This window comes from Paractinoplanes brasiliensis, assembly GCF_004362215.1.
Classification (GTDB): domain Bacteria; phylum Actinomycetota; class Actinomycetes; order Mycobacteriales; family Micromonosporaceae; genus Actinoplanes; species Actinoplanes brasiliensis.
Genome location: NZ_SNWR01000001.1, coordinates 6741206 through 6766004, shown reverse-complemented (window position 1 = coordinate 6766004; position 24799 = coordinate 6741206). Strand labels below are relative to the sequence as shown.

General features: G+C 68.6%; 23 protein-coding genes. 14 read left to right on the top strand and 9 right to left on the bottom strand.

Annotated elements, in window-relative coordinates:
- The first annotated feature begins 140 nt into the window (after window positions 1-140).
- Window positions 141-1673: a hypothetical protein gene (locus C8E87_RS30250; RefSeq protein WP_133876231.1), complete on the top strand. Its 1533-nt coding sequence runs from the start codon at window positions 141-143 to the stop codon at window positions 1671-1673.
- A 390-nt stretch (window positions 1674-2063) separates the two neighbouring features.
- On the top strand, window positions 2064-2315 hold the full coding sequence (locus C8E87_RS30245; RefSeq protein ID WP_239080296.1) for a hypothetical protein: 252 nt from the start codon (window positions 2064-2066) through the stop codon (window positions 2313-2315).
- A 227-nt stretch (window positions 2316-2542) separates the two neighbouring features.
- Here the strand turns inward: C8E87_RS30245 and C8E87_RS30240 are convergent, their stop codons facing one another.
- Window positions 2543-3325, bottom strand: a complete 783-nt coding sequence (locus C8E87_RS30240) for a TIGR04013 family B12-binding domain/radical SAM domain-containing protein (protein ID WP_275409084.1) — start codon at window positions 3323-3325, stop codon at window positions 2543-2545.
- 7 nt (window positions 3326-3332) lie between these two features.
- On the opposite strand from C8E87_RS30240, the gene C8E87_RS30235 reads away from it, so the two are divergent.
- Complete coding sequence (locus C8E87_RS30235; RefSeq protein WP_133876230.1) at window positions 3333-4751, top strand: recombinase family protein; 1419 nt, start codon at window positions 3333-3335, stop codon at window positions 4749-4751.
- Window positions 4752-5056: 305 nt separating this feature from the next.
- Here the strand turns inward: C8E87_RS30235 and C8E87_RS30230 are convergent, their stop codons facing one another.
- The 3 genes from C8E87_RS30230 to C8E87_RS30220 all read right to left on the bottom strand — a co-directional run bounded on the left by C8E87_RS30230 (window position 5057) and on the right by C8E87_RS30220 (window position 8531).
- Window positions 5057-6385, bottom strand: coding sequence for a TIGR04013 family B12-binding domain/radical SAM domain-containing protein (locus tag C8E87_RS30230; RefSeq protein WP_133876229.1), 1329 nt, complete (start codon window positions 6383-6385; stop codon window positions 5057-5059).
- Between the two features lie 77 nt (window positions 6386-6462).
- Window positions 6463-7344: a replication-relaxation family protein gene (locus C8E87_RS30225; protein WP_133876228.1), complete on the bottom strand. Its 882-nt coding sequence runs from the start codon at window positions 7342-7344 to the stop codon at window positions 6463-6465.
- 530 nt (window positions 7345-7874) lie between these two features.
- Window positions 7875-8531: a DUF2637 domain-containing protein gene (locus C8E87_RS30220; RefSeq protein ID WP_239080294.1), complete on the bottom strand. Its 657-nt coding sequence runs from the start codon at window positions 8529-8531 to the stop codon at window positions 7875-7877.
- Between the two features lie 528 nt (window positions 8532-9059).
- Here C8E87_RS30220 and C8E87_RS30215 point away from each other — a divergent pair.
- A complete protein-coding gene (locus C8E87_RS30215) occupies window positions 9060-10112 on the top strand; it encodes a hypothetical protein (RefSeq protein WP_133876227.1) in 1053 nt (350 codons plus the stop codon).
- A gap of 326 nt (window positions 10113-10438) precedes the next feature.
- Here C8E87_RS30215 and C8E87_RS30210 read toward each other — a convergent pair whose 3' ends face one another.
- Both C8E87_RS30210 and C8E87_RS30205 read right to left on the bottom strand, forming a co-directional pair.
- Entirely contained in the window at window positions 10439-11185 is a 747-nt protein-coding gene (locus C8E87_RS30210) for a hypothetical protein (protein ID WP_133876226.1), read from the bottom strand.
- A gap of 90 nt (window positions 11186-11275) precedes the next feature.
- Complete coding sequence (locus C8E87_RS30205; RefSeq protein ID WP_133876225.1) at window positions 11276-11662, bottom strand: immunity protein TriTu family protein; 387 nt, start codon at window positions 11660-11662, stop codon at window positions 11276-11278.
- 111 nt (window positions 11663-11773) lie between these two features.
- On the opposite strand from C8E87_RS30205, the gene C8E87_RS30200 reads away from it, so the two are divergent.
- On the top strand, window positions 11774-12307 hold the full coding sequence (locus C8E87_RS30200) for an HAD domain-containing protein (RefSeq protein WP_133876224.1): 534 nt from the start codon (window positions 11774-11776) through the stop codon (window positions 12305-12307).
- On the opposite strand, the gene C8E87_RS30195 is transcribed toward C8E87_RS30200, so the two are convergent.
- A complete protein-coding gene (locus tag C8E87_RS30195; RefSeq protein WP_239080292.1) occupies window positions 12243-12734 on the bottom strand; it encodes a hypothetical protein in 492 nt (163 codons plus the stop codon). The two genes, C8E87_RS30200 and C8E87_RS30195, sit on opposite strands and share 65 nt — an antisense overlap.
- Window positions 12735-12918: 184 nt before the next feature.
- Between C8E87_RS30195 and C8E87_RS30190 the strand changes: the two genes are divergently transcribed.
- From C8E87_RS30190 to C8E87_RS30165, 6 genes are read left to right on the top strand one after another with little or no spacing between them, the layout of a single operon-like run.
- Entirely contained in the window at window positions 12919-14016 is a 1098-nt protein-coding gene (locus C8E87_RS30190) for a hypothetical protein (protein ID WP_133876223.1), read from the top strand.
- A complete protein-coding gene (locus C8E87_RS30185; RefSeq protein ID WP_133876222.1) occupies window positions 14013-15017 on the top strand; it encodes a thymidylate synthase in 1005 nt (334 codons plus the stop codon). Before C8E87_RS30190 ends, C8E87_RS30185 begins: the two co-directional genes overlap by 4 nt.
- Window positions 15014-15529 (top strand): nucleoside-diphosphate kinase, encoded by a 516-nt coding sequence (locus tag C8E87_RS30180; protein ID WP_239080291.1) that lies wholly within the window; start codon window positions 15014-15016, stop codon window positions 15527-15529. Before C8E87_RS30185 ends, C8E87_RS30180 begins: the two co-directional genes overlap by 4 nt.
- On the top strand, window positions 15526-16770 hold the full coding sequence (locus C8E87_RS30175; RefSeq protein WP_133876220.1) for a radical SAM family protein: 1245 nt from the start codon (window positions 15526-15528) through the stop codon (window positions 16768-16770). Before C8E87_RS30180 ends, C8E87_RS30175 begins: the two co-directional genes overlap by 4 nt.
- Before the next feature lie 27 nt (window positions 16771-16797).
- Window positions 16798-17436: a 3'-5' exonuclease gene (locus C8E87_RS30170; protein WP_133876219.1), complete on the top strand. Its 639-nt coding sequence runs from the start codon at window positions 16798-16800 to the stop codon at window positions 17434-17436.
- A gap of 23 nt (window positions 17437-17459) precedes the next feature.
- The gene (locus tag C8E87_RS30165; protein WP_133876218.1) at window positions 17460-18044 is read left to right on the top strand and encodes an aldo/keto reductase; all 585 of its coding nucleotides are present in this window, start codon (window positions 17460-17462) and stop codon (window positions 18042-18044) included.
- Window positions 18045-18951: 907 nt separating this feature from the next.
- Here C8E87_RS30165 and C8E87_RS30160 read toward each other — a convergent pair.
- Both C8E87_RS30160 and C8E87_RS30155 read right to left on the bottom strand, forming a co-directional pair.
- Window positions 18952-19827, bottom strand: a complete 876-nt coding sequence (locus C8E87_RS30160; RefSeq protein WP_133876217.1) for a phosphotransferase enzyme family protein — start codon at window positions 19825-19827, stop codon at window positions 18952-18954.
- Between the two features lie 39 nt (window positions 19828-19866).
- The gene (locus C8E87_RS30155; RefSeq protein WP_239080290.1) at window positions 19867-21168 is read right to left on the bottom strand and encodes a hypothetical protein; all 1302 of its coding nucleotides are present in this window, start codon (window positions 21166-21168) and stop codon (window positions 19867-19869) included.
- A gap of 485 nt (window positions 21169-21653) precedes the next feature.
- On the opposite strand from C8E87_RS30155, the gene C8E87_RS30150 reads away from it, so the two are divergent.
- The 3 genes from C8E87_RS30150 to C8E87_RS30140 are packed head-to-tail and all read left to right on the top strand — an operon-like array spanning window position 21654 to window position 24530.
- Window positions 21654-22379, top strand: coding sequence for a GOLPH3/VPS74 family protein (locus C8E87_RS30150; RefSeq protein WP_133876216.1), 726 nt, complete (start codon window positions 21654-21656; stop codon window positions 22377-22379).
- Window positions 22380-22410: 31 nt separating this feature from the next.
- Window positions 22411-23907, top strand: a complete 1497-nt coding sequence (locus C8E87_RS30145) for an APC family permease (RefSeq protein ID WP_133876215.1) — start codon at window positions 22411-22413, stop codon at window positions 23905-23907.
- Window positions 23904-24530 carry a GNAT family N-acetyltransferase gene (locus tag C8E87_RS30140; RefSeq protein WP_307870759.1) on the top strand — a complete coding sequence of 209 codons (627 nt, stop codon included), beginning with the start codon at window positions 23904-23906 and terminating at the stop codon, window positions 24528-24530. The genes C8E87_RS30145 and C8E87_RS30140 overlap by 4 nt, the downstream gene beginning before the upstream one ends.
- The last annotated feature ends 269 nt before the right edge of the window (window positions 24531-24799 follow it).

Sequence of the window (24799 nt, the reverse complement as noted above, 5' to 3'; positions counted from 1 at the left end):
CCGCACGCCACGCCGAGCCTGTTCCACCGCCGCGCGCTGCCCCTCACCACCGTGCTCATGGTGCACACAAGGGGGCAGAATGCATTCTCGACCGGCGATATCCTGCTGCTCTTCCGCTGGACCGGACGAGGGAATCGCGCATGCGCAAGCTCGCCAGCACCGCCCTGATCGCCCTCCTGGCTGTGCTCATCGTCCCCATGCCGGCCCGCGCCGCGGCCACCCCGTGGAAGCTGACGATCGGCCGCACCGGCGTCGTGCCCGGCACCACCACTTCCGCTCTGCGGCTGAGCGTCGACCCACCCGCCTCGGCCCTCACCCCGTACGAGCTGATCTTCGACATCACGGCCGCCCAGGGGTTGCTCACCCTGCAGTTCCCCTTCTCGCCGGCCTGCACCACCACGGCCACGACGGTCACCTGCGCACAGAACGACCGCGGCTTCTCGGGGGCGCTGCGGGTGACCGCCGAGCCGGACGCACCGATCGGCGCGACAGTGGCCCTGCCGACCCGTATCGTCGCCGGCGGCAAGACCGTGGCCGCCGCGTCCGGCACAGTCACGGTGGCCGAGGAGGTCTCGCTGACGCCCGTGCAGGCGCAGGACGACGTCTCGATCCCGACCGGCACGACGGCGAACCTGGCCGCCGGCCTGCGCAACTCCGGCGAACGCCCCGTCACCGGCGTCGTGCTGCGACTGCAGACGGCTGTCGGCATGCGCACCCCCGCCTTCAGCAACTGCACCCCCATCCAGGGCCGAGGCGCCGTCCTGCCGACCTCCGGAGCCGCCTGCTTGTTCGAGGGTTCGCTGGCGCCCGGCCAGGAATACCGCCTGGCCACGCCGTGGCCGCTCACCGCGACGGATGCCGTGTGGGCCCCGTCCCAGTGGTGGTCGTCGTTCACCTGGTACACCGCCCAGAACTGGATCGACCAGGGCTTCGCCCTCCCCGGCGGCGGCAGCGGCACCGAGCTCGCACTCACCCCCGCGCCGGGCGAGGTGACCGAGACGGTGCCCCAGATCGAGATCGACCCCAACAGCAACCCCGACAACAACATCGACGAGTGGGAGCTCACGGTCACCGGCCGCAACCATTCAACCTTCACCGTACGGGGTGACAAGGTCACCGGTCAGGTCGGCAAGACGGTCACCGTACGCACCAGCGTGCGCAACAACGGCCCAGCGCGCCTCGAGAGCTGGGGCAACGCCAGCGCGCCCTACCTGACGGTCACCGTGACCCCGCCCGCCGGCACCACCGTCGTGGCCCACTCCGAGCTGTGCCAGCCGTTCAACGTCAATGCCCCCACCCCCGGCCTGCCATGGCCCGACGGAGCCGACTTCAACGACGGCAACTACTACTGCTGGACAGGCATGTTCCAGGGCCTCCCCTACTTCCCCGGCGAGACGGTCACCTTCGACTTCACGCTGCGCATCAACAAGCCCGGCACCCTCCGCGGGCTGATCCGCACTGAGCTCGTGCCGATCGGGGCGCCCTCCGTCATCCAGCAACAGCCCATCCTGGTGAACGCCGCCGGAGCCCCCGCCCCATCCCCGACAGCCCCGGCTCAGGGTGGTGGCGGCGGCCTCCCCATCACCGGGGGCAACACCGCCGCGGTGGCCCTGATCGGCTTGGCCCTACTCGTCGTCGGCGCCGCCACCCGCCTCGCCGCCCGCCGTCGCTGAGCCTGCGGGACTGCGGTCCCCCGTACCCGGCTGAAAGGCCCCTCGAGCTCGGCGCTCCTCCGCCTGCAGGCCCAGAGCTCGGCCCGCGGCGAGGGCACCCAGGGCACTGCCGGGGGTCCACGCCACGATCATGCGGAGCCCTCAGGCTGTGATGCCGCCCGTGGCCGAGTTTCAGGCCGACGCTGCACGCTCAGCCCTGTGGCTCCCCGTCGCGCGCGTCCTTGCGTTCGGCCACCCCCTCCCCCGCCCACGGTGGGACGGGGTGTCACCCTACGACCCTGTCAAGCGGATCGGCCGACTTGTCCACATGTGGAGCCGGGCGCCGCGGAAGTGCCGTGAGTCTGTCCACAGGGCCTGACGGACGGGCGTACGGCCGCGATACTGGGCCTGATGACCAACCCGGGAGGTCATGCGGAGATGCGGCGGTGCCCCCGCTGCGGCCACCTCACGCGGGCCGATCGCATGGTCAAGGGCTTCGGCCGCGACTGCGCCGCCCAGCTCGGGCTCACCGGGCGGGCGGTCGACGTCGGGCATGAGGGCCCCGACCTTCTCGACCTGCTGGCCGACGTGGAACCAGAGGACGAATGTGACGGTGGGGACAGGCCAGGCGATACCCGGATATACCCGCCGAACAAGTTCTGAACGGTTCATTTTTCCTGCATCCGCCTGACTCGACCGGCCGGAGAAAGAGACCACGATGCGCAGGTCCACGGCTTCCTCCCGAGCTCTCCCCCGGGGCCGCCGCTCAGGCCGCGCCCGGTTCGCCTGCCGGTCCGGAACCGAACTGGCCCCGGGCCAGGAGTACCGTCTCGCCACACCGCTGCGCATGACCACTCGCCGCGACTGACCCCCGGCCCGCGTCGTCCGGGTCAGCAGCTGTCGCCCAACGTGGGCAGGATCGTCCGGCTGCGACCCGGACGCGGGTACGCCTCCGCCGCCGCGGCCAGGCGTTGGGCGTGGGCTCGCTGCTTCTGCCAGTGGCCGTAGAGGGCGCCGCGCTGTGACAGCCGGTCGACCTCGCTGATCGTGGCCGGGTCGACGTCGCCGGGTGGGGCGTCACGCCACGGCGTGCCGGGCAGCGGCATGAACGTGTGCGCGTGGATCCGCGCCCCCAGGTCGGCCAGCTCCCGGGCCAGCCCCAGCGAGGCGTCCACATCGGCACGGTCCTCCCCGGGCATCCCGAAGATCATGTCGACGTTGATCTGGAAACCCTCCTCGACGCCGAGACGCACCGCCCGCCGGACCTCCTCGACGCCGTGGCCGCGCTTGGCCGCGCCCAGCACCCTGTCCGACCCCGACTGCGCGCCCACGATGATGTTCTTGTTGGCGCAGAACCGGCGTACCAGCCGCAGCGTCTCCCGCGTCACGTGCTCGGGCCGGATCTCGCTCGGGAACGACCCGAAGAACACGCGCCCGTCCGGCCCGATCCCCTCCTTGCACGACGCCAGCAGCTCCTCGACAGCCGCCAGGTTCGGCGACTCGTCCTGACTCCCGTACGACAAGGCGGTCGGCGTGATGAAGCGAACGTCCCGCAGTCCCCGAGCCCGCATCTGGTCCACATGCCACCGCACGTTCTCGACACTGCGATGCCGGAACCTGGCGGAGAACATGAACGGCGTCTGACAGAACCGGCACCAGTTTTGACATAGAATACTACCTATGGTTGCTGGCGTCTATTTCCGCATCTCGCTCGATCGGGCCGGTGAGGGTCTGGGCATCGAGCGCCAACGTGAGGACGGTCTGGCGCTCGCCGCGCGGCGCGGCTGGGCGACGCGGGAGTTCTCGGACAACGACATCTCCGCGACGCACGGCAAGTTCCGGCCGGGCTATGCCGCGCTCATGGCAGCGGCCAAGGCCGGGGAGATCGACTGCATCATCGTGTTCCACACCTCGCGGCTCTGGCGCAACCGCCGGGAGCGTGCCGAGGGCATCGAGATCCTGAAAGAGGCGCGGGTCAGCGTCGTTCCGGTCAAGGGGCCGGAGCTGGACATGACCACCGCGTACGGCCGCGGCATGGCCGGGATGATCGGCGAGTTCGACACGATGGAGGTCGAGGTCAAGTCTGAACGGCAGCGACGGAAGGCGCTCCAGCGCGCCCAGAGCGGACGGCCGAACGGCGGACGGCGGGCCTTCGGCTATTCGGCCGACGGGACGGCGTTGCGGACGGACGAGGACGGCTCGTCCCCGGAGGCGGACGCCGTCCGCCAGGCGTACACGTCATTTCTCGCCGGAAGGACCCTGTCCGGCATTGCCGCCGACCTGAACGCGGGTGGCTTCCGGACGACGGCGGATGGCCCGTGGCTGCACAACTCCGTCCGCGTATTGCTGATCAACCCACGGAACGCCGGCATCCGGACGCACAACGGCAAGGAGATCGGCAAGGGGCTGTGGCCGGCGATCGTGCCGGAGACGACGTTCCGCGCCGCCGTCGTGAAGCTTTCGGAGTCGTCACGGCGGACCAACAACGTCGGGGCCGCCCGCAAGTGGCTTGGTACCCGGCTGTACCGGTGCGGGCGGCCTGGCTGCGACGGGTTGATGGTGTGCACGTACCGCGCGAAGTACGCGGACGGCAGGCCGCGGCGGGTCTATCGGTGCCCGGCCTGCTATCTGTCACGGTTGGCCGATCCAGTGGACATGACGGTGCGCCGGATCGTGGAGGAGAGACTCGGCCGGGACGACGTCGCCGATCTGCTGACGGTCGACGCCGGTGACCAGGCCGAAGATGTCGAGGGGTTGCAGGACGAGGCCTTGGCCCTGCGCCAGCGGCGAGCGTCGGCCGTGAAGATGTGGGCCCGCGGGGTGCTCGACGATCAGGAGCTGGAGACCGTCAAACAGGAGATCGCGGACCAACTCGCCGAGATTCAGGTGAAGCTTGCCGATGCCGGGCGGGAGAACGTACTCGTGCCGATCGTCGGCGCTGAGGATCCTCCCGCGGAGTGGCGGAAGTTGGAGGGCATCATCGATCGCGAGCAAGCGATCATCAAGGCCCTCGGCGTGGTCCGCCTCCTGCCACCACCGGTCGGACGACGGACGTTCGATCCGGAGACCGTCGGCTTCGGGTGGCATCGGAAGCGGTAAGGATCATGCAGCGTTCTGGCGCTTGCTCGGGCGCAGGAGCTCGCGCAGAACGGCACGTTGTTCCTCGGTGAGCGGCGGGGCTTCGTCGGCTACCCGGCGGGCGTACTCGGCGATCTTCTCCGCGAGGGCGTCTCCCGACCTCAGGTCCGTGTCATCACGGCGTCGTACCACTTTCCTCCTATGAGGCTGCGCGGTCGAACATGTCGGCGGGTCGTGTTCATGGGCGCGATCGCTCCTTCCGGTTTTCGGCTGGGTGGGCAAACAGAAGCGCCCGAGGCGATCGCCTCGGGCGCGGAACGGGAATGCTATTTCGCGGGCTCGGTCCTGGATACCTGCGGCAGGATCGTCCGGCTTCGTCCCGGACGGGGATACGCCTCGGCGGCAGCGGCCAAGCGGGCGGCGTGATCCCGCTGCTTCTGCCAGTGGCCGTAGAGGGCGCCGCGCCGGGACAGGCGGTCCACCTCCCGGATCGTCTCCGGATCGACGTCACCCGGCGGGGCGTCCCGCCACGGGGTGCCGGGCAGCGGCATGAACGTGTGCGCGTGGATCCGGGCACCGAGATCGGCCAGCTCGCGAGCCAGGTCGAGGGAGTCGGTGACGTCCTGCTGGTCCTCGCCGGGCATCCCGAAGATCATGTCGACGTTGATCCGGAAGCCCTCCTCGATGCCGAGCCGCGCCGCTCGCTTGACCTCCTCGACGCCGTGGCCCCGCTTGGCGGCATCGAGGACGCGGTCGGAGCCGGACTGGGCGCCCACGATGATGTTGTTGTTGTCGCAGTACTTCTTGACCAGGCGGAGAGCCTCCCGGGACACGTGCTCCGGGCGGATCTCGCTGGGGAAGCTGCCGAAGAAGACCCGACCGTTCGGCCCGATGCCCTCGCGGCAGCTGGCGAGCAACTCTTCGACGGCGTCGAGGTTCGGTTCCTCCGTTTGGCTGCCGTAGCTCAACGCGGTCGGCGTGATGAAGCGGACGTCACGCAGCCCGCGGGCGCGCATCTGGTCGACGTGCCAACGCACGTTCTCGATACTCCGGTGCCGGAAACGCGCGGAGAACATAAAGGGTGTTTGGCAAAATCTGCATGAAAAAACACATCCCCTCGTGATTTCGAGGGCGTTGAACTTGTCCCACTTGAGGGCGAAGCCGGGGAAGTCGTTGAGGTCGCGCTGCTTCGCCTTGCCGGTCTTCTTTACGGCGCCGGTGGCGTCGCGGTAGGCCAGGCCGGTGATGCCGGTCGGGTCGCCCTTGGCGTCGACCAGGCTGAGCAGGGTCGACTCGCCCTCGCCGATCGCGGCCATGTCCCAGCCGGCGTCGAGAGTCTGCGCCGGCTCGGCGGTGGCGTGCACTCCCCCGGCCAGGTGCGTGACGGTCGGGCCGTCGGCCAGCTCCCGGATCTTTTTCAACTCCTCCGCGAGTGCCGCGGCGTCGGGTGAGTAGAACGACCAGAGGACGAGCACCTTGGCGCCGGTCGCGAGCGCCGCCCGGATGTGTTCGGCGGTTGATTCGGGGGTGTCGCCGAAGCGCACCTCGTATCGAGTGGCCGTCTCGTGCTGCCCCAAGGCACCGAGCAGCACGTGGAAGCCGTACGTCACCGCTTTGCGGTAACGCAGCACCAGGACCAGTTCAGGACCACCCATGCGGCGATTTTGCCAGTTCGTGGACCGACCCCCGACTGCGGCAGCCGGGGATCGACCTTCGCGGACGGTTCCACTCGTCAGATGGGTTCGGCAGGATCGTGATGAGGAAGTTCGGACAGGCGTAGCCGGGGACTTTGGCGGCCGTGCAGCCACCACACGTTCTCGGCGGGCGACTGCCCGGTGGTGGTGGCATGGTCGCCGGAGGCGGTTGCCACCAGGTCGGGGACGTCGGTGTCGGTCAGGATTTGGTGGAGGTTGAGTTCGCGGCGGGTCGAGGGCAGCCAGAACAGCACCGGCCACCGCCAGCGGGTCATGTCCGCGAGCCGTACGTAGTTGATGATCTTGTTGGCGAGGATGGTCAGGCTTTCGGTGCCGAGATCCATCTCGAGCAGGAACGGCACCTGAAGGTCGTGTTCGGCCCAGACGCCGTGGGCGTCCGGGCGGGGCAGGTTCTTGAGCAGCATCAGGCTGGGGTCGTCGCCGGTGCGGAAGAAGGCTCCTCTCTCTTGCAGTGCGGAGGCGGACCGCCATTGGATGAGGCGGCTGCCGGGGTGGGTGCGTTCGTGGCCGGCCAGGTCGACGAAGAACTGGTTGGTGGCCAGCAGGTGCGGCAGGTTCGCCCGGGAGGTGAGGTGCTGGCGGCGCTGCCTCGCCTGGTCGCGACGTGGGAGTGGGTCGCGGCGTTGGGCGGCGACGATCTCGGTGCCGAGTTGGTCGAGCAGGTAGTGGTACGGATACGAGCCGCCCTCCCAGCGTTGCGGCCGGAACCGGGCCACCACGCCCAACGCGAGGAGCTTGAGCAGCCGCCGCTGACAGAACGTCAGCGAGCCGAACAAGGCGGTGTTGATCTGGTCGGTGGTCAGGACGCCGTGGTCGTAGAGCCAGCCGAGTAGCCGCAGATCACGGCCGGTGAGAGCCGATTGCGCCCGCAGCAGGCGCTGTTCAGTGCTGGTACGGATTACGCATCACCCCCAGGGGAGACCCCAGACGAGGGTCTGTCGCAGCACACGACGACCACCGCCAGATAGCGGCTGACCTGCACTGACAGCCAGACGACGGGGTCGGTGTGGGGGTCGGTGTCAAGACCGACCCCCACACCGACGCCCGGACGCACCCTGGCACCGACACCCCGACCACACCCAGCCAGCCAATCTGCGCCGAGAAGCGCGGCGGCCCCGGTCCGAGGACGAGATGCGTTCGGCCGGTTGACCTGGTGGCGCTGTGATCGGCAGTCCGGGCCTGTCATCGGTGTTGGGCGCCAGTTGGGTGCACGGCAAGGCGAACAGCGACCGCGGCAGGTCCGTGGCCACGAGCGCGACAGGTTCTGACAGCTCGACCGCGGGCTGTGGGTATGGACTTCGGCAGGAGTGCGGAGGTACTTTCCGCGGTCCTGCCGTTGGGGTAGGTGGGAGAACGGGCGGTTCATGGAAACTCCTTCTCTTTGGTAGGACTACAGACCGCTTGCCGCAGCACCGCCGACGCCCCGCCATCACGACGGCGAGCCGGTGACAGCGGTAGCCGCCGGGTTGGGTTTCGCCGTCGCCAGGGGTGCGTCGCCATCTCCGGTTGGGTGCTTCGGGCGGGTGGGTTGGTCGCGGATCAGCTTGACCAGTGCGGACGCCCGTGCATTCGACATCGCGTGGCCCTGCCTGCGGAGCACCTCGGCCAGGGCTTCGCGGGACAGCGGACGACCCTCGCGGGCCAGGTCGCCCGCGGCTTTGCGGGCGACGGGGAGTAGTTCACCCATCTCGTCGTCGACCGTCGTGGGTGACGGACCGTCGTCCGCGACGGTTGGGGGTTGTTGCGGACGTCCGGGACCGTCCGGGACGGCCGCTGAGGCCGGGACCGTGGCGACCGGACCGTGGTCGGCGCGGCCGAGTGCGATCTTCACCATGGCCAGGAACCCGACCGCGGGTAGCGCCGCTGCGAGCCAGCCGATGACCGACGGCTCGGCCTCCACGACCTGCGCGCCCAGCGACAGCACCACAGCGACGATCAGAACCACGGCCGGGAACCAGAGGTGAGCACCGAGGCGTTTACGGCGCCGGAGTTCCAGGCCGCCGGCCACGGACATCAACTCCAGCACTATCGCGTCGGCCCACGCCAGCCACCCTGGCTGGCCGTGCGCCTCGGCGACGTCGTGCACGTGCGTGAACGAGGCCGCCGCCGCGGCTGCCCGATCGCCAGCATGATGACGACCTGGACGACACCCTCGACCCGGGCGGCACGGTCCGCCCGTGTCGGGAGTGGTGTACGGGGTTCGCTCACCGGCGGCCCCACACGGGTGGTGATGCCCGGCCGTGCCGGGCGGTGCGAGAGATTCCGTTCGCGGTGACAGACCATGACAGGTCGCGAACGGGCGCAGGTCGGCGCTGGTGACAGATCCGGCGCGTATCCTGCTCTCCCCAAACAGCGTGACAGTGATCGATAATCATGGCTTCACTCTCCACAGGAGACGACGAACCTGTCCCGCGGCAGCGGAGCAGGAACGAACGAAGCAGCCGCCGCAGCCCGAGGGCGGCGACGGCGGCAGGCAAGCCGAGCAGAGAGCGCGGGCTTGCTACAGGAGAAAGGGGCGGCTCGACGCCGTTCTGGACACCAGACCGACAAGATTTTTTCGAGCGATCACACCGGCGACGGGGGTTGGTGGTGCAGCCGAACAGAACAACACCACTTGCACGCGGCGCTGAGCTGGGCCTACGCGATCTCACTCCGCTCGTGCTGCCGGGCAACCGGCACGGCACAGAAGCTCGGCACGGGCCGCTGTTCGACTGGTTCGAGGACCGCTTCGCGATGCTCAACTGGACCATCCCGGCCGATCATCTCGCTCCCGGCCTGCCGCCCAAGGACATGCGACCCCGCACGCTCCTACGATTCCTGCTCGAAGACGCCGACTACCCCCCAGCGCGACAAGATCTGGGCCGCCGTCATCACAGGCTCCCGCCGGCCCGAGACTGCCGAGCCCTACCGGCTCCTCGCGATCAGCCTCGCAGCCCGCGGCCTGCGCCGCTCCCGCAAGCGCGTCATCCTGGCCCACCGTGACGACACCGACGACATCGACCACGACCTCATCCATGGCTTCCTGAAACGACTGAAGACCATCGACATCCGCGCCACGAACCACGGCATGAAACTGATCGAGAGCGGCATCACCCACGCCAAGGGCCAACAGGCCCGGCCACCTAAACGAGCCCGGACCTCCCGGAAACGCCGGCCGCCAGCAGCCATAGCCGAACCGGTGGCTGACGGCACGCTCGACGAGGACCTCAGCGGCATCTTCCACGAATTTCTGGCCGCGCTCGCCGCCGATGGACGGCCGATGGCCGAACGAGACGTCAAGCTGCTCACCATCACCGGCTTCGACCACGTCAACATGAAGGATGCCGCCGACCAGTTGGGCATGAGCCTGGAAACCGCCTACAAGCAACGCCAGCGCGCCAAGGCCCGTTTCGTGAAGTACCTCGTCGCCCGCGAACGGGAACCCGACGAGAAACCTGCCGATGACGTCCGCGAGAAGTCGGTTACCGGTCCCGGTGCCACGGCATCCGCGGAGGAGGCGGCACCACCGACTCGTCGAACGGCTCCGCACCCTGACCCACCGCGATCAACTCGCCGATCAGGGTCGACAGTTCCTGATGCCAGCTCGGATCACGATCGATCCGCAACACCCCACGGATCCGATCCGAAACCACCAGCACCGGACCACCCGAACGACCCGCCACACTGAAATCCGGGCCGTTTACCAGCACCACCACACCCGCGACACCGGATTGGACCGTCACCCCAGGCGGAAACGGACCCGACCGCGCGATGTCCCACAACACCACCACAAGATCCGCGAGTGCGACCTCGTCCTCCATGAACACCACATACGACGATGCCGCACCCCGCGACCGAACCGGCCACACCGATGCCGGGAGATCCCGCAGCTCCGCGGCCAACGCTGCCGCCGTACCCTCGCGGTCGTTCGCCGTGCCCGTAGCGGCGAGCGGTGCAGTACCGCGGGCATCGCGGGGCCCGGTGCCGGAGTTGGTAGGCATGGTGCTCACCTGGTCAAGCCTGCCAGCATTCGCCCGAAGTGGATAGCGGTCGGACTCCGGCCCGAAAAGGGCCACCACCTGTGATGTTGCTGGTCGGCCGGCGATTCGCCCGTGGCGTGCCTCCCGAAAAGGCTTGGCAGGAACGGTTGGGCACAGCGCCGATCAGATCCCGCAGCAGGATGACGAGATCGACGAGAATGCATAGACGGCTGGCTCGTGGCGGCATCAGGAAGTCGGGAACGGGTGGGTGGAGCTGCCGCTGTCTCCGGCAAATTGCAGTGATCCGTCGGGCCTCTGCGAGGATCTCGTTGTCGAGGTCCTGTTCAGTCATGTCGATGTACTCGAGAGTGTCGTACATGTCATCGAGGTCCACGAGGCGTTCGGCGATGGGTAGCCGGTCGTGGCCGATGGTGGAGTGCGCCCAGGTGGCGAGGTCCATCGGTGACATCCGGCCGGCCAGCACACGTGAGGCCATGATGCTGACGGTGGCCTCAAGCCCGGCATCGCTGCCCGCCGGATAGTGCCTGAGCCCCACGTCGTCCAGAGCGGCCTCCAGCAGGTCGGGAACGTCTTCGTCCGCGTTGCGCGCGTGCACACCGGCGAGCATGGCAAGGTTCATCCCGTCGAAGCCGGCGACCAGCAGTTCGCAGCCGAGGCTGACGAGTTCGGCTGCGGTGGCCTGGCCGACGCTCCACAGCGCGACGGCCTCCTGCATCCGGACGAGAGCGGTATCGCGTTGCACCCCCTCATCGTGGATCACCCTGTGCTGGACGGCATCACCATTTCCGGACTGTCCACACCAATCGCACAGCCAGCGGGTACGGGGCTGTCCCGAGGCTCACGCTCCGGGTCAGCCTGCCGTCGATCCGCGATGTGCGCCGGGCGGCCCGTCTGCATGCTGCTGCTCGGGCTGGACTATGGCCTCCTCGGGCACCTCGTTGTGGACGAGGAGCCGGACGAGTTGATCGAGGAGATCGTCGAGTTCGCTTCGGCTGGTCAGGTCGAAGTGCTTGTTGACGATCCTGTCGTCGCGTAGGCGCACGGTTTCCAGCTCCGCCTCACCGGTGCTCCAGATCATGATCTGAACCAGCCACCCAGCGGACTCCAGCTCGGCGCGGACGACGGGCTTGCCGTGATTCGGCTGGGCGGGGAACGCTCGCCAGGACATGGCCAGCCCGGACCAGATCTCGGCGCGCTCGTCCAAGGCTGATGCGAGCATCTGCAAGGGAAGGGTCACGACGGCGACTGTCGCATACTCGCCGTGCGACGGTGCCAGCTACATGCCATCACTGGCCCGAGTAGCACTTCACGAACAGGGACATCACCGCTCTGATAGTTTCCGTCGATCATGGCCGCTACCGCAGACTGTCCGATCATGTTCCTGGACGTCGACGGCGTGCTGATCCCGTTCCGCGCCCGGCCGACCGAGCCCACCTCGGCTGAGCGATACGCAGCCCCGCCAGCCGACGATGACGAAGGCAATCCGCTGCTGGGGCGGCTCGACCCGGAGGACGGGCACCGGCTTCGGTCGCTGGGGTGCCGGCTGGTGTGGGCGACCACCTGGATGTCGGACGCGAACGAACAGGTCGCGCCGCGGCTCGGGCTGCCGGAACTACCCGTCGTCGACTTCCCCGATGATGACGACGAGCCCGAACACGGACTGCACTGGAAGACGCCGTTCCTCATACGGTGGGCGGCCGGGCGAACATTCGTCTGGCTCGACGACGAGATCACCGACACTGACCGGCGATGGGTTCATGCCCACTATGAGGGGCGAGCGCTGTTGCACCGGGCTGATCCGGCCGTCGGCGTCACTCCTAACGACTTCGAGGTGATCCGCCGATGGCTGGCCGAGACGTCAGCAGCGGTCGCCGCGTCGTGAGGTAGTCCGCACGCCGTCGCCCGCGACCGGTCACCAGTCGCGCCACGCATCGGGTGAGCTCGCTGCGGTGACGGTCGCGGCGGGCGGTCAGCGCCGCCACGTCCACGCCGGCGTCCGTCAGGACCGCGTCGACGTACTCGGCGAGTTGCTCGCGTTCGCCGGTCTCGATCGCGCCGAACGGCTCGTCAGCGGTGTTGAGCCCGACCACGACCGTCTCGACCGCGGTCCAGATCGCCTCGTCCGAGGCCGTGTCGAGGGCGGCGACGTCCCGCTCGTAGGCGGCCAGGACGGTGTCGACCGCGGCGGTGAACGCCGGGGGCCACAGGTGAATCGCATACGCGTCGGCCGGTGCCAAGGTGCCGGCGGTGACGGCTGCCTCCTGCTCGGCGACCTTGCTCTTCCAGCCCACGGTGGGTCTCATGATCATGCCTCGCAGGGCAGGGGCTGGCTATGACAGTTTCTCCCGGCAGCTCGAAACTCGCTGCTGGAGGCGGTGATCGGCTGGACGCACCCACGGTGAGGTACGAGCTGAGGTCTCAGCGGGGTTCTTTCGGCCGAGGTGAGCAGCGCGTGATTGTCGGGCTACGTACTCGTGCCGGCAGGAGGCGCCGATGACCATCTCCTCTTCCACGATCCACCGACGAACGGCGTCGCCTTCCGTCAGAAGGCAGATCGGCTACAGCGCATGGGGTTTTCTGACCGCTGGAGTCCTGGACACTCCGGACGGGGCGCGCGCCTATCGCCGTGCGGTGATCGACGCTCTCCAAGACGCCGGGAACGAGATCGTGCTGCTGCAGGCCGACCGGGACCGGTGGGAGGCAGACGTCGACCTGGACGACCGATACCGATTCGCCGCCGGGTTGCCGGAGCTGGATGCGGTGGTGTTCGAGTGGCGGTGGCCGCTGCCGGGCCGCAACACCATCGACTGCGGAACTCCAGGTCACACCTGCGACCTGCACCGGCAGCAAGAGCTGATCGAGCACTACACGACGGGCCTGGCCACGCCGACGGTGATCTGGGACATGGACCGGCGGCTGCCAGCCGATGACCCGCTGCGGGCGCGGGCAAACGTGCGCGTCGGGGAATACGCGTTGCGCCCGACGCCGGGTGCGATCACGCTGGCCTGCCCTGTTCCGGACACGCTGCTCGATCATGCCGACCCGTATCGGCTCGCCGCAGCGCAGCGGCCGATCCCACTGGTGTACGTCGGGAACCAGTACGGCCGCGACGACGCGTTCGACCGGTTCTTCGCGCCTGCTGCCGCACAGGTGACCCACCGAGTGGCCGGGAAGTGGACCGACACCGGGCCGTGGCCGCACGTGAACTTCACCGGCCGCTGCCGTTTCAACGAGGTCGCTGACATCCACCGCGGCGCGCTGGCGACGGTGTTGCTGCTGCCGGAGCGCTATCGCACGGTCGGGCATCAGACGTCACGGCTGTTCGAGGCCGTGACCCAGGGTTGCCTGCCGTTGACCCCGGCCGACACGGTGGCCGCCGACCGGTTCACACCACCGGAGCTGCACGTCCGCGACGGCGGCGAGGTCGTCGAGAAGCTGCACTGGCTGCAGTCGATCGCCGGGACGCCGGCTCACCAGGATCTGATCCGCGCGTGCCTGCGCCTGTTGGAGCCGTACCGGCTCAGCACCCAGATCGCGGTCCTGCTCGACACCTTGCACGCACTCGGCGCGCCGGTAAGGAGATCACGATGACGCTCACCCCGGCGACGTTCGACACCTTCGGCGAGGCGTACGTGGCGGTGCTGCGCCGCATCCACGACCAGCCGGAGTACGACACCCGAGGCCGCGGCAAGGACGCCATCGAGGTGCCGAACATCAGCTTCCGGCTCACCGATCCGATCCGCAGGTCTCCGTACCTAGCGGCCCGGCGGGCGAACATCGTCTTCAACCACGCCGAGGCGCTGTGGTACCTGTCCGGTAGCGACGACCTCGCCATGATCGGCTACTACGCGCCGCGGCTGGAGAAGCTGTCCGCCGACGGCATCCGGCTGACCGGCACCGCCTACGGGCCACGCCTGTTCGGCGCTGACGGAACCGATGGCCGGTCGCAGTTCGACCGGGTCATCGACCTGCTGCGAGACGATCCGGACAGCAAACGCGCCGCCATGCTCGTCATGCGGCCCGACGAGCTGATCGACCCCGGGAACCCGGACGTGGCCTGCACCCTCGGGCTGCAGTTCCTGCTACGCGGCGGTCAATTGCACGCGACCACCTACATGCGCGGCAACGACGCCGTCATCGGCCTGCTGTGCGACACCTTCTCGTTCACCATGATCCAGGAACTGGCCGCCCGTCGACTCGGTGTCGAGGTCGGCACCTACACCCACCACGTCGGGTCGATGCACATCAACGTCCTCGATATCACCAAGGTCGAGGAGATCCTGGCCGAAGCCGACCGGACACCGGCTCCGATGTTCCCCCGCTCGCCAATGCCGGACACCTCGCCGGAGGAGTTGGCCACCGTGCTGTGGTGGGAGCAGGCTCTCCGGGCGGGCGGCACCACATTGACAGCTGAGGCCGCTACCCGGGTACCGGTGTCCGGCTACTGGCGGCAGGTGCTGCTGCTGTTCGAGGCCTACCGGCAGATCCGGGAAACCGGTGACCCGGTCACCGCCGACATCACCGCAGCCCTGGCCGCCGGCAACCGGTGGCTGATGGCCACCCGCTGGCCCGACCGGATCGGAATGCCGTGAACCCCGACGGCTGGCGCTGGTGGACGGTCATCCTTCTCAAACCCGACTGCCTCACCCGTGACCTGCTCGGCCCGGTCTTGACCGCCGTCGAACAGGAACTTCAGGTGGTTGACGTCTGCTGCGTCTTCCCCACCGAGGAGCAGATCTTCACGCACTACGCCGACATCCTGCCGCTGTCCACACAGCTCGGCCGGGATGTGCCCGCCGAACTGCGGCGCATCTACGTCGGCCGGCAGGCCGCTGTAGCGCTCGGCTATGGGCTCGACGCCGCACCGCGGCTGCGTCGGCTGCTCGGCCCGACCGACCCTGCCGCCGCCGGACCGGACACCATCCGCGGCCGGTTCGCCGCCGACAGCCTCGACAAGGCGATGGCCGAAGGCCGCCTGATCGACAACCTCATCCACAGCTCCGACAGCACCGAGGTCGTGCCCCGCGACTTCGGCATTTGGTACGGCCCGGCCAAGAAACACCTGCTCCGCGCCCCGCACCCCTCGAACGGAGACCCTCGATGACCATCATCCCGGACCTCGACGTCGGCCCGAGAACACTGCGCTTCATGCCGGACGCGCTGAAGGCCGGCCTGGATCCGTACATGGCGCAGTACGTCGGCTACCGCAAGAGCGGCCTGTCGCTCAACCACATCATCGGCTGCCCGCTGGACTGCGGATACTGCGTACGCCACTTCTGGGGCAACTTCGACGTCAAACAGCCCCAACTGCTCGTCCCCACCGAGCAGGCGATCGAGGACCTGATCGGTCACGAGGCGTTCCAGCCGCACATCACCCCGATTCAAGTGTTCAACAAGGCCACCGACCCGTTCCTGCCCGGCGTCAAACCGCACCTGTTCCAGGTCCTGAACAGTCTCGACGCGCGCGGCTACACCAACCACGTCCTGATCATCACCCGGTTCAAGGTCACCGCCGACGACATGGCGACCCTCGAACGGCTGCACCACCTGCGGGTCACGCTGCTGTTCACCTACTCCGGGATCACCGACCCGCGGATCGAGCCGATCGCCAAGACCGCCACCACCGTCACCTCGATCCGCACCGCCGCCCAGCACCGGCAGCGCACCGGCGTGATCCTCTACTGGCGGCCGATCACCCCCGGCTGGAACGACGACGATCAGACCATGGCCCACGTCCTGGACATCGGCCGCGACGTCGACGCGGTCGTCTTCACCGGCCTCTACCACAAGGCCGAGAACGCCGCCTACCTGCAAGAACAAGGCGTCACCGTCCCGTACGGCGAGGACGAGTTCCACCGCCGCAAGACCATGCCGGACGACCTGGACGCCCGCGTCGTCGCAGCGTGGCGTACCTCCGGCATCACCACACCGCTGTTCCGCAAGACCTCCTGCGGCGTCGCCTACGCCCACCAAGCCCCTGACTACAACGGCCACTGGGGCGTACGGGAAATCTGCGACATCTGCCCTCTCGACCAGCAGCAACGCTGCGCCGACGCCCACCGCCAACCGACCGGGCAGGACATGCGCGAGGTCCTCGACCGATTCGGGTACGACAGCGACTTTCTCATCGAGGACGGCCACGTCTGGACCCATGGCCTCGGCGAACAACGCCGCTACGCTCTGCAGCACACCCTGCAGTTCCAGATCTGGGAACTCGACCAGCCGCACTTCCTGCACGCCCACGGCCGATCACTGACCGGCCACGGCACACCCGAGGATCAGGCTGACGCGTTCGACCAGGTAAGGGCCCGGTTCGCGCACGCGGCCCGCTTCAACGACGAGTGATCCATCCGTACGGCGTAGGCGGTAACCATGTCAGCAACCTGGCGGGAGACGACCAACCTGGTCGCCCTCGACCTCGAAGGCAGCGGCGCCCAGGACGGCGACCACGAAGCCATCCTGGAAATCGCCGCCGTCCGCCTGATCGCCGGCCGCCCCGACGTGGCCACCGCCTGCACCACCCTGATCGACCCCGGCCGCCCGATCCCCGCCCGCCCCTGGATCTCACCCGGCCTCGCCGGCACCGCCCTGTCCGGAGCACCCACCCTCGACGCCGTCGAACCGCAACTGGCACGCCGACTCGGCGGCACCTACTTGGTCGGGCACAACATCGGCGTCGACTGGCGGCTGCTGCACCGCCGCTGTCCCTCGATCAGCATCGCCGGGCTCATCGACACCCACCGCCTCGCCAAAACCCTGCCCGCTACCGGCAAGAACAGCCTCACCGACCTGCTCGCCCGTCACCGGCTGACCGACACCGTGACGGCTGCGGCGCCAGCCAGCCGGCCTCACCGTGCCCTCTGGGACACCGTTGGTGCCGCGCTCCTGCTCGACACCCTTATCCAGCAACGCTGGGCTGGTGACCCCAGCCTTGACGAACTCCTTGCCGTCGCCGGACCACCGGCTCCGAAGGCCGCCCCGGAGACGCAAGCGACGCTCTTCGACTGTTGACCCCGCCGAGAGGAGACCGCCCGATGGGTCCCTCCACCGTCACCATCGGCGGCGACATGCCCGTGCGCCGCATCGGCTACGGCACCATGCAACTCACCGGACCCGGACACTGGGGACCACCCACCGACATCCGCAACGCACTCCGGATCCTGCGCCACGCCGTCCACGATCTCGGCATCGACCACCTCGACACCGCCGACGCTTACGGACCCCACACCGTCGAGGAACTCATCCGTCAGGCTCTACACCCCTACCCGGACCACCTGGTCATCGCTACCAAGGGCGGCATGCTGCGGTCCGGCCCCAACCAGTGGATACCGTGCGGGCGACCCGAATACCTGCGCCAATGCGTCGAGCTCAGCCTCCGCCGCCTCGCCCTCGACCGCATCGATCTGTATTACCTGCACCGCATCGACCCGGCCGTCCCCCTGGCCGAGCAGCTCGGTGTCCTTGATGACCTCCGCCAGGAAGGCAAGATCCGCCACCTCGGCCTCTCCAAGGTCACCGCCGACCAGATCGACCAGGCGCTCCGCTACACCACCGTCGCCGCCGTGCAGAACCAGCACACCGCCGACACCGATGACCCTGCCCGCCCTCGCATACGCTGAGCGGCACGGGATCGCCTACATCGCCCACCAGCCATTCCGGGCAGGCGCAGAACTTACTTGGTCGTCTGAGAGCGATTGCGCCACGCGAGCCCACGACATTCTCCGCCAGCTGCTTCAGCGATCCCCGGCCCTGCTCACCATCCCAGGAACCCGTTCCCTCCGGCACCTGAAGGAGAACAGCATGGTTCTCGTGAACTGAACCGCACTGTTGGACGACGCTCACGCCGTACCGCAGATCACTGCCCTTCTCGGGCGAAGCCCGCTGGCAGATCCCGGCGCCAGATGCGATACCAGGTCTCTGCCGCGTGTGCCGTCCGCCATCGTGAGCTTGGGCCGTCCGGGTGGACGCCACACGTCGGGCAGGGGCGACCTGGCCGGCGGCGTTCGGTGCCGCATGCCCGGCAAACCGCGTCCTCTCCGGAGGCGAAACCGTCGAGAACGCGGCGAACCACTGCCGCGAGCGGACCAGTCGGATGATGCACAGGATCCGGGCAGTAGGCGATCCCGGACCAGCCCCATGAGTTCCACGGGACGACTGACCGGGGAACACGCAAGCCGGCAGACTTCTCCTGACGTCGCTGTCGCGCGTAGGCCGCAGCGCGCGGCAGCACTACCTGACGTGCCTGCTCCAACTCCAGAACCGCCCGAACGAGGGATTCCGGATCGGTGTCGAGGTGCCGAGGGATGCCAGCGAAGACCACGAGATGATGCCAGGTCGCCCGGAAGCCGTAGGGAGAGCAGTGCAGGGCACACTCGCGCAACGCATAGAGTCTCCGCTGTACTGGGATTTGCGCATCGCGGACACAACGGGCTTGCGCGGGAAAGCTGGTCACCACGAGATCGTGGCCGATCAACAGCCCGGCGGCCACCGGGTTACGGGCGGCTCCGGGCACCCCGCTACGTCGGATTACAGGATGCTCCAGGCAGTCAGTTCCTGCAGGTCCTCGCGGAGGCCGTTGATGCGATGGTGGACTTCGAGGGCGGCGGGGCTGCCGGGCGCTGACTTGCGGGCGTTGGTGGCGATCATCTGGAGCTCACGGAGCAGGCAGAGGTCCTCGAAGTGGTCCCAATCGCGAGGGTCGCGTCCGTACGCGGTGACGAAGTCGCCGAAGTCGTGGCTGCCGAACCGGCGGCAGTGCACCGCCACCGTGGCGATGTCCCACATGCGAGGTCCGGTGGAAGCGCTGTCCCAGTCGGCCAGCACGGGAGTGCCGTCATCGCGCCGCAGCGCGTTACGGACCTGCGGGTCGGACTGGATCAGGCCACTACCGAACGGCATAGCCGTCTCCCAGACCGGCGCGAGATCCTCGAGGCGACGAACCAACAGCTCGCGATCGTCGTCGCCGAGGATCGCGGAGGCATCGACCGAACGGCGTACTCCCGCGACTGGATCGAGAGCGGTCGGCACGCCTGCCGGCGGCAGGGGCAGGGCGTGCAGGCTGCGAAGCAGGAGACCGAGTTCCGCAGTGGTGATCGGCCGCACGGCGGAGGCGTCGAGGCGTCGCCACACGGTGACCGGGTACCCGTCGACGTGCAGCGGCTGCTGGACTGCGGGATGCAGCGGGACGGTCGGAAAGTCCTGGTCCTGCAGCCATTCCACGAGATCGACAACGCGCCGTACCCGATCGAGCGGGACCGCCGACGGCGAGATCTTGACCACCACGTCGCTCACGGCGTACACCGCGTTCGTGTGGTGCCGCAGTAGAACTGCTTGATCAGGGGCGCGGTCGATGAGGCTGCAGACCTTGTCGAGTACCGGTCGGGTCCGTTCCTCGACGAACATGGACGCTCCTGACGGCCGGGGGCGGTGTCCTTACCCGACTCAGGGTAGAGCCGCCCGCCGCCCGCACTCGCGGAGGTAGTCATCCAACTCGGCGACAGAGCCCTGCCGCTGATCGGCGGGGACGACCGCGACGACATCACGCGCCCGGGACAGGACGATCTCGGTGCGCTGCGGCTCGGGCAGACACGCGACAGCCTCGCGGGCCACGGCAGCTGCTTCGCCGGTCCGGTGCTCACGGGCCAGGCACATCGATCGGTCCATTTGGATGAGTGCTGGATCGATCGCCGGAACCGGGCTGGCCCGGTACAACGTGAGCGCCTCGTCCTGGAGGCGGTAGGCGGCTGGCAGGTCACCCGCCCAGGCGGCGGTCCCAGACAGGTAGAACAGCAGTCTTCGCGCCGGGAACTCGAAGGCCGCGTGGGTGTCGGTCTCGCCGGCTTGGTCGAACAGGTGACGTGCCTGCACCATCGCGGTCTTCGCCTGCTCGGTGGCGCCGATGCGGGCCAGTGCCCGAGCACGGGCAGCCGCGGCCAGAGCGGTCAGCGGGCATGGCGTCGTGGACAGCGCGAGCGCCTGTTCGGCCAGGGCGACGGTCTGCCGCGGGTCGCCGAAGTAGTAAGGCAGCATCGCGGCATGCGTCCGGACCAGCACCCGCAGCCGGGGCTGGCCGCTGTCGTCGGAGGCCACGGCCGCCGTGCGGTACCAGAGCCGGGCATGGGTGGCGTCACCCAACCGGAGCAGTGCATCGGCGGACAAAGCCGCCAGCAACGCTGCGGCAGCCGACAGCCTGGCCTGGACCGCGGCGGGTTGCCGCCGCCGCGACAGGGTGAGGACTTCAGCACACTCGGCGGCGATGTCCCGAAGCACCGTCAACGGCGGGGACGACAGATAGCCCCGGACGTGATCATGGGTCGCCTCTTCGATCATCTCCAGCTGATTCGCCGTCACCGTCGAGGACGCCAGCGTCTCGTCCAACTGGGCGCGCAGCGCTGCGAGGCCGCTAGCATGAGCGTCGGGCTCGGCGGGAACAGCCGGGGTGGGTTCGTGACCCAGGCCCATGACGGCTCGGGGGATGCGCAGGCCGACGGCGACGCGTTCGAGGACCTCGTACGCGGTGACCTGCCGTAGGTTCCTGGCGATCTCGGCAGCCCGATTCGGGGAGATACCGACCAGCCCGCCGATCGCGCCGTACGAGACCCCGCGGGCGTGCAGAAACCGGAAGATGGCCGTGACATCGCGCCGCTCCAGGAAGTCGCGGATCGGTCGGCCTTCCCAGGAACCCGACACCCACCAGTCCGGGTCGATCTCGACGCGCACCGGCACCCCTCCCGCCGTCACCATGCGTGATGCGTACGCCCTGTAGGACAGGGCATCAACCCAGCGTGGCATCGAAATTCGATGATCTCAACGATGCCGGGCCGGTTCACCCATGATGGGCACCCACGGTGAGGTCGCACCATCGGGCGACACCCCATCGACGCTTCCGAAGCCGGTCGGCCGCCGCGTGGTGGGGTCCGCGGTGCACCCCCAGCATGGTCCTTCCGGCCGTACCGGCGGCACGGGATCGTCGATGCGCGCCGCCGTGATCACCGACGTCACCCGAAGACGTCCCGGCTGGTCAGCGGCGCACTGGTAAGGCCCCGAGACGCAGGTGGCGGGTGATGCCGCGTTGGCCCCCGTACACGCCGGGCATCCGCTGTCACCTCGCGTCTCGGGGCTGCACCCCCGCCATCACGACCCCCGAGGAGGCAAGCCGTGCACACCACGACACCCCACTTTCTGGAACTCGCCAGCGGCCATCCGCAGCGGTAGACGGGGACCCGTTCATGTCGAACATCGACACCACCGACACCAGCAGTTTCACGTCGGCTCGGGGCCGGCATGCCGTGGCTGGATCGTGGCAAGCAGGTCCGCGACGGCCGACCTGGCCGCTGGTCGCTGACGACCTGTTCCGGCTCGCCCACCGCGACCACGACGGCCGGCCGCTGCTCGACGAGCACGTCACCGGCCTGGGTCTGGCGGCCGCGCTGCTGGCCGAGCTGGTGCTGGCACGCCGCCTTGCGTTGCCGGGCGGGCAGGTGATCATCGTGGACGCGGAGCCGCCGATCGACGCGCTCGCGCACACGGTCCTGGATCGACTGGCTGCCGAACGAGCGGCCCTACCGGTACGGACCTGGCTGGCCTACCTCGCCCGGACCGCGCATCACGATGTCGCCGACCGGCTCAGCCGGGCAGGACACCTGCGCAAGAGGACCGAGCGACGACTGCTCGGGCGGCGGGTGCGCTACGTACCGACCGACATGAACACCGCCGCCTGGCCCTGGGCACGCCTCTCTGGCCGTCTGAAGAAAGGCCAACCGCTGGACGGGTTCGACACCGTCCTCGGTGGCCTGGTCCTCGCCACCGATCTGTACCGGACGGTGCTGCTCGGCCACGCAGCTGACATCGAAACAGGGCTCCGCGCCGCCGTCACCACCGCTCCCGCCCCGGTCCGGGAGCTGCTGGCCCACACCGAGGCCGCCGTCGGCGACGCGATCATCACCCGCCGCTAACCCATCCGACCCGCTTCGAAGGGACTCTCGTATGCCTGCCCAGCATTCCGCCGACACGGTCAGCGCCACCCTGGCGCGCAGCCGCCTCGGCGTGTGGCCGCTGGTGTTCACCGTGATGGCCGCCGCCGCGCCGCTGACCGTCGTCGCGGGCGGCGCGACCACCGGGTTCGCCGTCACCGGGATCACCGGCATCCCGATCGCGTACGTGCTCGTCGCCCTCCTGCTCGCCCTGTTCTCCGTCGGCTACGTGACAATGTCCCGGCGCGTGCTCAACGCCGGCGCCTTCTACACCTACATCACCCACGGCCTCGGCAAGCCCGCCGGCGTCGGCGCGGCGTTCGTCGCCCTGCTGGCCTACAACACGATGCAGATCGGCCTCTACGGCGGCTTCGGTGCCGTCCTCGCCCAGTTCCTCGACACCCGCGCTGGCCTGGACCTGCCGTGGTGGCTGTGCGCCTACACGGCGTGGGCGATCGTCGGGCTGCTCGGCGTACGCCGCATCGACCTCAACAGCCGCATCCTAGCCATCCTGCTGATCGCCGAGATCGCCGTCGCGGTCATCTTCGCCGCCGTCCACGTCACCCACCCCGTAGACGGCGGCATCTCGTTCACCACCCTTGCACCGGGCAACATCCTCACCGCCGGAATCGGCGCAGCCCTCGCCGTGGCCATCGCCGGGTTCGTCGGCTTCGAAGGCACCGCCGTGTTCAGCGAGGAATCCAAAGACCCCCACACCACCGTCGCCCGCGCCACCTATCTCGCCCTGACCATCATCGGCCTGCTCTACGCCTTCTGCGCCTGGGCCATGTCCATCGCCACCGGACCCACCCACATCGTCGACCAGGCCCGTACCGAAGGCACCGAACTGATCTTCACCCTCGTCGCGCCTTATCTCGGACAGACGGTCGTGGATCTCGGTCACCTGCTGTTCGTGACCAGCCTGTTCGCCGCCCTGCTGGCCTTCCACAACACCGCCGCCCGCTACTTCTTCGCCCTCGGCCGCGAAGGCGTCCTCCCCGCGATCCTCGGCCGTACCAGCCCCCGCTCCCGAGCACCGCTGACCGGATCACTCGTGCAGACAGGTCTCGCGGCGATCGTGCTGGCCGTCTACACCATCGCCGGCTGGGACCCGATCGTCCGGCTCTTCTTCTGGCTCACCGTCCTCGGCGGCCTCGGCGTCCTGCTCCTCATGACCGCCACCTCCATGGCCGTCGCCGTCTACTTCACCCAACCCGGCAACCGCGACCACCTCGGCCCCGGCCGCACCCTGCTCGCACCGTTCACCGCAGCCATCGGACTGGCCCTGGTGGTGATCGTGACGCTCGACGAGTTCCCCACCCTGCTCGGCGTCGACCCCACCTCCAACCTGAGCTGGCAACTACCCGCCACCTACGCCGTCGCCGCGGCCGCCGGCATCGTCTGGGCGCTGATCCTCAAGAACATTCGACCGCAGGCGTACGCAGCGATCGGCCGCGGCGCCAACAGCGCCACCATCGACCTACGCCCACCCACATGGGTCGGGCGATGACCGCCATGCACACCCACCCGCACCCGGCTATCCGCACCCCAACCCCCGCCGACCAGCAGACAGTCAGCGAACTACTGGCCGAGGCGTTCCTGCACGGCGACCTCGCCGACTGGCTCATCCCACACCTCGACACCCGCGCCCGCATCTACCCGCACTACTTCGCCCTGCACGTCGAACACGCCCTCACCCACGGGCAGGTGGAAATGAATGAGGACGCCACCGCCGTCGCCATCTGGTATGCCATCGACGGCGAACCGCTCCCGGAACTGCCGGACTACTCACAGCGACTCGCGGACCTCACCGGCCGATTCCAGCCTCGGTTCGCCGCCCTCGACCAAGCCATGCACGACCACCATCCTTACGACCCGCCACACCTCTACCTCGCCTTCCTGGCCGTGCATCCGGACCTGCAGCGACGCGGAGTCGGCAGCGCTCTGCTACGACATCGCCACGATCAACTCGACGAGACCGGGGCAGCGGCTTATCTGGAAGCAACCGGACTACGAAACCGACGCCTCTACACCCGGCACGGCTACCGGCCGCAGCCGGTGCTCCGCCTTCCTGCCGGGCCACCGCTCTACCCAATGCGTCGAGTGCCGACTACGACACCGCAGGCTTCCTGAGAACCTGCGGCCCGGGCGCTACTCCACAGCATCGGTCCGGAGGATCTCGCCAGGCCCACCGTCACGACCCACGGGCGCCACGACGCCACTCAACCGCTCTTGAGCAGGGACGAATCAGACGATCAGCGTGTCGAGGGAACCAAACGGTTCTTACGAAGACGGACTGAAACGGTAGTGCAGCGACCGTGAGTACCGCTACCGTTACCCGCTACCGCAGCCATGCCGATCATTGTCTCCTGTGGACTTCGTTTGGCATGACGTCGTGGTTC